At 36.8% G+C, this 10,349-nt stretch carries 9 protein-coding genes; 4 read left to right on the top strand and 5 right to left on the bottom strand.

Annotation, left to right across the window (positions count from 1 at the left end; translation table 11 throughout):
* The first annotated feature begins 327 nt into the window (after nt 1-327).
* Nucleotides 328-822, top strand: a complete 495-nt coding sequence (locus ACOVQ4_RS15745) for a YdcF family protein (RefSeq protein WP_421821581.1) — start codon at nt 328-330, stop codon at nt 820-822.
* A 306-nt stretch (nt 823-1,128) separates the two neighbouring features.
* Here the strand turns inward: ACOVQ4_RS15745 and ACOVQ4_RS15740 are convergent, their stop codons facing one another.
* Both ACOVQ4_RS15740 and ACOVQ4_RS15735 read right to left on the bottom strand, forming a co-directional pair.
* Complete coding sequence (locus ACOVQ4_RS15740; protein WP_421821580.1) at nt 1,129-1,722, bottom strand: hypothetical protein; 594 nt, start codon at nt 1,720-1,722, stop codon at nt 1,129-1,131.
* A gap of 126 nt (nt 1,723-1,848) precedes the next feature.
* The gene (locus tag ACOVQ4_RS15735) at nt 1,849-2,391 is read right to left on the bottom strand and encodes a DinB family protein (RefSeq protein ID WP_421821579.1); all 543 of its coding nucleotides are present in this window, start codon (nt 2,389-2,391) and stop codon (nt 1,849-1,851) included.
* An 84-nt stretch (nt 2,392-2,475) separates the two neighbouring features.
* Between ACOVQ4_RS15735 and ACOVQ4_RS15730 the strand changes: the two genes are divergently transcribed.
* Entirely contained in the window at nt 2,476-2,709 is a 234-nt protein-coding gene (locus ACOVQ4_RS15730) for a DUF2905 domain-containing protein (protein ID WP_421821578.1), read from the top strand.
* A 43-nt stretch (nt 2,710-2,752) separates the two neighbouring features.
* On the opposite strand, the gene ACOVQ4_RS15725 is transcribed toward ACOVQ4_RS15730, so the two are convergent.
* The 3 genes from ACOVQ4_RS15725 to ACOVQ4_RS15715 all read right to left on the bottom strand — a co-directional run bounded on the left by ACOVQ4_RS15725 (nt 2,753) and on the right by ACOVQ4_RS15715 (nt 6,332).
* A complete protein-coding gene (locus tag ACOVQ4_RS15725; RefSeq protein WP_421821577.1) occupies nt 2,753-4,843 on the bottom strand; it encodes a thioredoxin family protein in 2,091 nt (696 codons plus the stop codon).
* 228 nt (nt 4,844-5,071) lie between these two features.
* Nucleotides 5,072-5,632: a DUF2911 domain-containing protein gene (locus ACOVQ4_RS15720; RefSeq protein WP_421821576.1), complete on the bottom strand. Its 561-nt coding sequence runs from the start codon at nt 5,630-5,632 to the stop codon at nt 5,072-5,074.
* Nucleotides 5,633-5,759: 127 nt separating this feature from the next.
* Nucleotides 5,760-6,332 carry an acyl-CoA thioesterase gene (locus ACOVQ4_RS15715; protein WP_421821575.1) on the bottom strand — a complete coding sequence of 191 codons (573 nt, stop codon included), beginning with the start codon at nt 6,330-6,332 and terminating at the stop codon, nt 5,760-5,762.
* Between the two features lie 305 nt (nt 6,333-6,637).
* On the opposite strand from ACOVQ4_RS15715, the gene nuoL reads away from it, so the two are divergent.
* Nucleotides 6,638-8,623 carry an NADH-quinone oxidoreductase subunit L gene (gene nuoL, locus ACOVQ4_RS15710; protein WP_421821574.1) on the top strand — a complete coding sequence of 662 codons (1,986 nt, stop codon included), beginning with the start codon at nt 6,638-6,640 and terminating at the stop codon, nt 8,621-8,623.
* A 54-nt stretch (nt 8,624-8,677) separates the two neighbouring features.
* Nucleotides 8,678-10,336 (top strand): complex I subunit 4 family protein, encoded by a 1,659-nt coding sequence (locus ACOVQ4_RS15705; RefSeq protein ID WP_421821573.1) that lies wholly within the window; start codon nt 8,678-8,680, stop codon nt 10,334-10,336.
* The last annotated feature ends 13 nt before the right edge of the window (nt 10,337-10,349 follow it).

Genomic DNA, 10,349 nt, shown 5'->3' with positions numbered 1-10,349 from the left:
GCAATCGGTAAAAACATATCTATCATTACTAAAAAACAATGTAACACTCTTTACTTTGTGCCTGTTGCCTAGTGCCTAATACAGAAAACTTCAATCCCTACTTACTGAAGTATGTTGGCAATAATAAGTTTAATCATTGAAGCTTCTGCCTATTAGCCTTGTACAAAACATTTCCTAAATAAACTTAGAGAGTTTTGCCTAATGCCTACGGCTTACAGTCTAAAGCCGAGATATCAATGAAGATGATATAGTCAATACTATATTTCTTGTTTTTGATAAGCAATATTTCAATAAATTTGAATGAATTTTACTTAAAGCTTATTTGAAATGAACGGTATATTAATCATTTGCGCAGCTTCTAATACTCCTGATGGAGAATTGTCACATCAAGCTCTTGATAGGCTTTTGGCAGCATGTCAATTTCTTAAAAATAACCCTTCTTTTCAGATACTATGTTCAGGTGGGTTTGGTGAACACTTTAATAGAAGTGATTATCCACACGCTCAACTGATGCAGAATTTTCTTTTAGAACAAGGAGTAAGCTATGAGAGTTTCATAGAATTTGTGCAGGGCGAAAGCTTATTAGAAGATATTCAATTAACCAAAAGACTACTATCAAAATATTTGCCCGATGTAGTGGTAGTTATTAGTTCTGATTATCAAATAGAGAGAGTCAGGCTTTCATTTGAGTTATATTGCCAGTATCCAGGGATTATTTTTATAGAAGCCAAATCAAGTATTTTTGAAGAGGAATTGGAGCGTTTAAAGAGGCAAGAAGCACAAGGCATTAATAGGTTAAGAATGATGTTGAATGCTAGATAGTATTATATGCAAGAAATATGGTATTTAATAAAAGAGGAAAATTGGGTAAGTTTTCATCAAAAAAGGGGGGCGGAGAATATTTTCCGACCCCTTTTTGATGAAAACGTGGAGCATAATCCAATACGTTCAAAATTTAAAATGATACCTATGTTGGATTAGAGTGACTGGAAGGAACAAATAAATTAATAGCAGGTAATCGTACCAAAATTGTACTCTAGGCAATAAGCTGTAAGCTAAAGAAAGAAAGTTATTTTTATTTTCCCTCCAACTTATATGCGCAATACACATTAATTGTGTCCTTCTGACTCAAATAACCTTTTGATACAAATCTTGCGCCATGTTTTCAATAGCCTCTTCTAAATCAAATTCTGGACCATTTTGTTCAAAATAGAAATGGTTTATAAAATGCTGAAAATCTTGTACAGACCATTTTTGTTCAATAATGATTATTTCATAAAAAGCCGTTTTAATTGATGACATTATTTTGCTGAGAATTAAAAAATGTCCAATTTCGAGATGTGCAAACAATGTACTGATTGATAGACCTAGTTTTGGTTGTATAGGTGAGTAAATAGTAGGTTGTTTATTTTCGGGTAAAAATGAAAGAAGCGCTGAATATTTGTTGAAAAGTGATTTGTACTGAGATAACATTTCTACAGAAATGTTATTCATGCCTTCAGTTACGAGATAAGTTGTAATTTGAAGGTTTTTTCGATCAAAAGGTAGCAAGTGCTTCAGAAGGTATTTTTCGTAATCGTTGATATAAAAGCCAATTAACCATGCTTGAAGTATATCAGTTTGGGTATTTGAATAGTGATTTTTTTCTAAAACTCCATTAATTCCAAGAATAGAATTGATGGTTTGGTGGAGTTTTTGTTCGTATAGTTCTATAGCATCCATTTTCAGTTGTGACAGAATATTTACTCATGATTTGATAGATTTTTGCTATCAAGTCGCAATGATTCATTATGGTGATTTCCTATCCAAAAACCCTACCAAAATAAAATAATCTAAAGTAAAATATTGCTATCTTAAGCTAAGAAAAGCATCAATTCGTTCTTTTTGTAATAAATGGTGTCTGAAATGCTGTTCATTCATCCAATACCATTCGTGAGCATTTAGCCAGCCGAATGCAGGTTGAATACATTTGTATTCACCTTTATCCAAAAGGATTTTTTCAGCAAGTATTTTGCCTTGAATTGCTATCTGATCTAGTAAGTCGAGGTAAATTTCTTTTTCTCGTGCGATTGGTTCTGGCCCTTTAAGAGCATCTGGGATTTTTAGCCTAGTGGGTGGAAAACTATTATACTTAAACTGTTTTTCACCATAGACATTTTTCTCTCCTCCAATTTGTCCGTTACGTTGCTCAAGACAGTAGGTAGCACGTTTATAAAAAAAATAAAGTGCCGAAATACACACGTGCTCGTACATTTGACCAATGGACCATTCTTCATCATTGGGTTTTGCCACAAATTGATCATGAGAGTATTCTAGGAGAGATTTTTTGTAATACTCAATACTTTTTTCGAGAGCTAATTGAATTTCATGAGCTTCCATAATGATAGTCAAATAAAGGTTTTATTTTTGTAAATAGCAAAGAATACCAAATGTAGGAATATTCTCCTTTAAAAAGACACTCGATTGAGCAAATATATGAATGTACATTTAGGAAAACTCATTATGCTGATAGGAGCTGTGTTGTTGGTGGGTGGCGCAGTAATTTACTTTTTAGCAGATAAAATAGATAGTTGGAACTGGTTAGGGAATTTGCCAGGTGATATACGAATAGAAAAAGAAAATTTCAAGTTGTTTGTTCCTATAACAACCTCCATTTTATTAACAATTATCCTGAACTTATTGCTATGGTTGTTTAAGAAACTTAGTTGAAATAAGATTAAAAGGGATGCTAGTATTAGCATCCCTTTTAATCTTATTTTTTATTGAATTTGGCTTTACCTTCGTCCAAAAACTTAATAAACTCTTCGATATTTTCATTGTAAGCTCTTGGCTTTACTAGTGTTTTAGTATCGTTATTGGGATCCACTAGGCAGTAGTAAGGTTGAGCATTTCCGTTGAATCTGGTGATTTCAAAATCAAGATTTTGGTCACCAATGGTGGTTTTTCCCAAGCCGTCGTCTTTTGATTTATACCATTCTGATTTTGGAAGTTCGGTTTTATCATCAACATACAGCGCTACCAAAACATAATCATTTTCGATACGCTTTTTCACTTCTGGGTTGGACCATACAGCGGCTTCCATTTTACGACAGTTTACACAGCCATGACCTGTAAAATCAATAAACAATGGCTTGTTTACTTGTTTGGCATAAGCAAGAGCCTCTTTGTAATCAAAAAAGCCATGAAGCCCAAGTGGTAACTTTAGGAAATCATCATATTTTACCTTTTTAGGAAAATTGGGATCAGCACTTGACGAGGTTTCTGCCGAGCTTTTTTCTCCACCAATGACAAAATCTTGCGTTTCCATTGGAGGCAACCATCCTGATAGTGCTTTGAGTGGTGCACCAAACATACCAGGAATCATGTACACAACAAAAGTGAGCACCGCAATAGCTAATAAAGTACGAGGAACCGACACTTTATCTAATTTACTATCGTGTGGCATTTGTATTTTACCCAATAAATAAAGTCCGATTAACGAGAAAATTACAATCCAAGCGGCTAAATAAACCTCGCGGTCGAGTATATGCCAGTGATAAGTCTGATCAGCCGTACTCAAGAATTTTAGGGCAAGAGCTAGTTCCAAGAAACCTAATACAACCTTCACTGAGTTCATCCAACCTCCAGACTTTGGAAGATTTTGTAACCAGTTAGGGAAAATAGCGAATAAGGTGAATGGAATAGCAAAGGCCAATCCAAAGCCAAACATACCAACAATTGGACGTAAGATTTGGCCTTGAGAGCCTAAGCTCAGAATCGTACCAGCAACTGGGCCTGTGCATGAAAAAGATACCAGCACTAAGGTAAATGCCATAAAGAATATACCTCCGATACCACCACGGTCTGATTGAGCATCAATTTTGTTGACAAACGACGATGGCAGGACAATCTCAAACCAACCTAAAAATGACACTCCAAAGACTACAAATACGATGAAAAACAACATATTCGGAATCCAGTGAGTACTAATAAAGTTAGGAGCTGCTTGTCCGAAAGCATAAGCAATGATAGTTCCGAATAACACATAAATTGCAATGATAAAGAAACCATACAAAAGAGCCTTTTGAAGTCCTCCTTTTTGTTTGGTAAAATACGAAACAGTCATTGGAATCAATGGATACACACATGGAGTCAAAAGAGCTACAAATCCACCTCCTAAAGCCAATAAGAAAAAGCTCCATAAAGAGGCATCTTCTGGTTTTTCTTCGTCGGTTGCTTCTGATAAACCGTCTTCCGATACTGCACTTGAATCAGAGTTAGCAGAATCTGCTGTAGCTACATTTGCTGCGGAGTCAACCTTGAGCTTAGAGGCTTCTTCGATAGCTTTTAAAGAATCTAGGTTTGGCTTTTTATCTTCTGATTTTTTGGCAGTTGCAGTTTGTGCTTCAATCAAAAAAGCTCCTTTGATGGGCACACACATGCCAGTTACATCCGAACAGGACTGACTATCGTACACACCATCGATGTTGATTTTGTCTTTCAGGATTTTTACGGTCTGACGAAATTCAGCCTTGCCCTTAAAGTAAGTATATTCGCCATTCCAGATTTCCTTGTCAAACTTTTTTGATGGATTAATTGCTTTAAGATTACCTACTGTTTCGTAAGAATCATTTGGCGTAAATTTGATAGTGGTTACGGTTGGCCCTAAATCAGGATCAAAATCAGATGAGTAGAGATACCAGTCTTTTTGGATTGAAACGGTAAAAATGACGTCAACAGTTTCGCCTACTTCGGGATTGGGCTTTGATAAAGTCCAAGTCCATTTGGCAGGATTAACTTTCTGAGCGAAGCTGATTGTTGTTAAGGTCAATAACAACAAAGTACTTAATAGTAACTTCTTCATGATTGGGGTTTAAGATATTCTTAGTTTGTAAAGCTCTAACGAAAGTCTTCCTTTGTTAGTTTCTTTCTTCGTGAAAGATTGGTCAGAAGAAAGTCGTAGTTTGGAGCAATAGTAGCGGCTTTAAATAAAAGTAAACGACTAACAACTAGGACATGGGATGACTCCCGAACGTTGCTTTGTTTTAATAAGGATACATGGAAGTAACAATGAGCCAGCGTTTTCAGGTGGTTATTGGACTCTTACAGGTACTACAACCTCTACCTTGTCCCATCTGAGTAACATATCGGCACCGTTGGATTGTTCATTAAATTCAATGTAAAACTTTTCTACGGTATCGGATTTATTGATAGCTATGGCTGGCGCATGGAGAATGTCTCTGCTTGGGTCATAAGAAAGCCCCCACTGACCTACCTCTTCGTTGATGATGATTGTCCAAACATCTTTTTCAGGAATTGTGAATAAAGTATAAGTTCCTGCTTTGAGAGGCTTACCAGCAATGAGTACATTTTTATTAAAACTTATTACAGTAGCTTCGTTGGCGCCAGTACGCCACCATTTACCATAAGGAACCAAAGCCTTGGAGTTTTGAGGGCCAAAAATGAGGCGTCCTTTTTTAGCAGGTTGACAGTAATCGACAGAGATTTCTAAGCCATTGTGCGAAAATTCGGCGTTGTCAGAAGGACTGAAAGATTTGGTATAGAAACGCATTCCTACGAAACCAACAGCAAGTAGTGCAAGAAGCACAAGGACTATGCGTAATAATTTAATCATCGAAAAAGATTGTGCCATTGTTTTAAAGAATGATAGTCTATTGAATAAGGTATTGAGCTTGGGAGTTTTAGTCCGCAAGATAATATATTTTATGGCACATCACAAAAGAATAGCTTTCCACCGAAGTGAAAAGCTATCGAACAGTTTACCAAAGACTTTCCATATCTCGATCTCGTTTTACGATACATCTTTCATTTTGTAAAAGGTATAAATTTTGATCGATATCTATACTGGTTTTGGCGTCATCTAATAGGCCTTTATAAGCATTTTTGATTTCTTTTCTTCTAATAGCCTCAAGAAACCTTCGGATATCATCGTCAGATTCCAAAATAAGTCCTGGTACCTCGGTAGGTTTACCATCTTCGTCTTTGGCTACCATTGTAAAGTAAGACGTATTAGTATGTTTGACTTCTTGAGATTTGATATTTTCAGCAATCACTCTAATACCAATAATTAAGGAAGAACGCCCGACATAGTTGACCGAAGCATGAAGCGAAACTAATTCACCAACTTCTACTGGTTTTTTGAACTCTACATTGTCGACCGAAACGGTCACTACATAAGCACCTGCGTGCTTGGCAGCACAAGCATAAGCCACTTTATCCATCAGTGATAATAAAATTCCCCCGTGGATTTTTCCCCCAAAGTTGGCATACGAAGGAATCATTAATTCAGTAATTGTTGTTCTTGAAGAGTTAACAGATTTTGCGTTTTCCATGAATTTCGTGGTTTAGCTAGCGTCTGAAATTACGTTTAAAGAATATGTTTTTGAACAAATGTAATTTTTGAAAAGTTTTGTATCAAAAGCTTATCCTCAAAAGACAGTCTCAAAGACTACTAGCTGAAGGCTAAATACAGATAAAAAAAATAAGTCCACAAACTTAGTAGATTTATGTCTAAACAATTAGGCTTAATTGGAAATAGACACGTATATTTGCATAAAAATAGAAATTTTCCAAGAAAATGAGCATAAAACCATGAATATCTTGGTTTTGAACAGCTTATGATAGAAATTATTACAGAATGACTCCTGCAACTCTCTTTTGGTTTGTACTACTGACTCCACTAGCAGGATTCGCTATTTCGTTGGGACTAGGCAAAAGTCGCAAAGATATTGTTGGATGGATTACTGCTGGCTTGTCGGTCTTGAATCTCTTGTTTACACTAGGGCTCAGCAAGAGTGTGGTATTGCCTACCAACCTACGTGTGGAATGGTTTAAGATAGGTCAAATAGATTTCTCTTTTGGGTTCTTATTTGATTCAAAGGCATTAATGATGCTTTTATTAGTCAATTTTATAGCATTCTTAGTACAGCTTTTCTCCTTGGAGTACATGGAGGACGATCCTTCCAAACATCGATACTTCGCATTTTTACAGTTATTTGTATTCTCCATGTTGGGAATTATCCTGACCGACAATTTACTAGGGATATATGCCTTCTGGGAATTGGTAGGTTTAAGCTCATATCTTCTTATTGGATTTTGGTATCAGAAAGATTCGGCAACACAAGCTGCTAAAAAAGCCTTTTTGGTAAATCGTGTGGGAGATTTGGGTTTCTTGTTGGGTATTTTCATGGTGTATCGTTATTGGGGAAGTTTAAGTTTTTCAGTATTACAACAAACACCAGCGCATTTGACCCCAGCATTAGCCACCATTACTGGACTACTATTATTTTGTGGTTGCGTCGGAAAATCTGCTCAGTTTCCTTTGCATACTTGGTTACCTGATGCCATGGAGGGTCCTACGCCAGTGTCGGCCTTGATACATGCCGCAACTATGGTTGCAGCTGGGATTTTCTTGCTGGCAAGGATTCAACCAGTTTTTACGGATAATGCCTTTGAAGTAATTGCAGGAATTGGGTGTATCACTATGCTGTTGGGGTCTTTTTATGCTATTTTTCAGACAGATATCAAAAAGACGTTAGCCTATTCGACGATTTCACAACTGGGATTGATGTTGATTGGTTTGGGTACTGCAACCTCTTTGTTTCATCTATTAACACATGCCTTTTTTAAAGCAGGTTTATTTTTGGCGGCAGGTTCTGTGATTCATGCCTTACATCATGCTTCGCACAACCATGATTTTGATGCACAAGACATGAGGCTTATGGGTGGATTAAGAAAAAAGCTTCCTCTGACATTTATTACCTTTGTGATATTTGCGGCTTCTTTGGCTGGATTACCACTATTTTCAGGTTTTTTATCAAAAGATGCTATTTTAGCTAATCTATTTCATTTGGCCGAAATGAATAGTTACTTCAAAATCATTGGTATTTTTACTTTTGTAGGAATTGTAATGACGGCGTTTTATATGTTCAGGCAGGTATGGCAGGTATTTATGGGAGAGTATCGTGCCAAAGATGTACCATTTGAACATATTCATGAGGGCTCATTCCAACTAAAACTCCCTTTGATATTGCTGGCCGTTTTGTCTTTGGGTGTAGTTTTTGCAACAAATCCATTTCATGCCGATCATGCTTGGTTTTGGCATTTTATCGATAGCGACTTCCATTTGTCGGCCTCTTCATGGATTGGATTTGCCTCTATGGCAAGTGCTGGTTTGGGGATTAGCTTAGGGTATCTTACCCGAAATAGAGTATTTATTATAGATATTCCAACTCTAGAAAGTTTATATAAACGGATTTTTGTAAAACCTATCTCCGAGCATGGGTCGAAGCCTCAATCTGTAGGAAATGCAGTAACTTATTTTGATGCTTTGTATGAGTTGGTATTTGTAAAATCAACTTTGCTCTTAGCAAGATTTCTTCAGTATATTGATGCTAATTGGATTGATGGGGGTGTAAATCAAATAGCATTTGTACAAAAAACAATTGCAAAAGCTGTGTCTTGGACAGATGCCTCTATCGTAGATGGTGGCGTTGGGTTAGTGGCTCGTGTGGTGGGTGTGGTTGGCAAAATGACCAGAGCTGTGCAAAACGGCAAAGTACAGTTTTATATTTTTGCGGCACTCGTAGGATTATTGGGCTTAATATTTTTCTTTATATATTAAAAAAATCATTCGTCGATAACAAGGAATCGTTGAGGCGAAGAAAAAACGGTTACAATGTCAGTACTTTCACTACTTATATTTTTACCTATAGCGTTTTCGCTAGTAATCTTATTACTACCAGAAAATCAGAAAGGCTATTTCAGATGGATTACCGTTGGGGTAACTGCCTTAGAATTTATCTTGAGTGTATGGGTATATTTACAATTTGACCAGCATACCGAAGGCTTTCAATTTTTGGTACAGAAAGACTGGATTACCTTGCCACTAGGAAGCTTGGGTGTTGCATCGATAGACTATCTTATTGGGGTAGATGGAATCAGTATGCCAATGGTGTTACTTACGGGCTTGGTAATGTTTATTGGTTCAATATCTTCATTTGAAATTGCAAAAAAAGAAAAAGCCTATTACTCGCTTTATTTGTTGTTGACGGGCTCGGTTGTAGGCTGTTTCGTAGCCTTAGACATGTTTCTGTTTTACCTATTCTTTGAGTTTATGTTGTTGCCAATGTATTTCTTGATAGGTATTTGGGGGGGGCCACGTAAGGAATATGCATCTATTAAATTCTTTATTTATACTTTAGTTGGTTCTTTGTTTATTTTGGTTGTGATGATAGGTCTATACTTATCGGCTATAGATCCTGTAGAAACAGCTTTACAAACAGGTTTGATTAGTGAATTAGATCAGGTAACGCCAAATTTGATTTCAGAGATTCAACACTTGTTGACTGAAGGAAAACTTCCCTCAGAGCAACTTGTACATACTTTTGATCTAAGATTTTTGCCTGACCCTAACAACTTTTTACCAGAGTCATGGCTTCATATATTCTCAAATATTAGTGTAGGAGGAATGGGTTTGCGGAAATGGGCATTCGTATTTTTATTGATTGGTTTTGGTATTAAATTACCAGCAGTGCCTGTTCATACGTGGTTGCCCGATGCGCACGTTGAAGCACCCACTCCAGTATCGGTAGTGTTAGCTGGTATTTTATTGAAAATAGGAGGGTACGGACTTTTAAGAATCGCATATCCTATTTTTCCAGAAGCAGGAAGCGAGCTAGCATTCATAATTGCCATAGTGGGTGTGATATCTATATTATATGGAGCCTATAATGCTTTGGCGATGAATGATCTCAAAAAGCTCATTGCTTATTCGTCGGTATCGCACATGGGTTTTGTATTATTGGGAATAGCCTCTTTGACAAGCGAAGGGGTTAATGGTGCCGTTTTCCAAATGTTTTCACATGGCATATTATCGGCAATGCTATTTGTTTTGGTGGGCGTATTGTATAGTCGCACGCACGATCGCCGTATCAATAGTTATCAGGGCTTGGCTACCAAAATGCCAGTTTTTACGGCATTGACGGCGGTAGCGTTTTTTGCTTCTCTTGGATTACCAGCCTTCTCTGGATTTATCGGAGAATTTTTTACATTGATAGGAGGCTTTAATAGTTTGTATTTCCCCAAATGGATTACAGGACTAGGCGTGTTGGGTTTGGTCTTGGGCGCTGCCTATTTTCTATGGACTTTACAACGGATGTTTTTTGGGAAGTATTGGTCAAGATATGAAGAGTCTATATTGATTGATTTGAATACTAGAGAAAAGCTCATGCTTTTCCCTTTGGCGCTTTTGGCATTGATTTTTGGAATATTTCCCAATCTGATTTTTGATGTGTCTAATCAGGCTGTCAACGAATTGATGAAGCTTTTTGTGTAGGCGATATATCTTT

This window comes from Flectobacillus sp. (assembly GCF_049240685.1).
Lineage (GTDB): Bacteria > Bacteroidota > Bacteroidia > Cytophagales > Spirosomataceae > Flectobacillus.
This window is presented reverse-complemented; position numbering and strand designations above follow the sequence as displayed.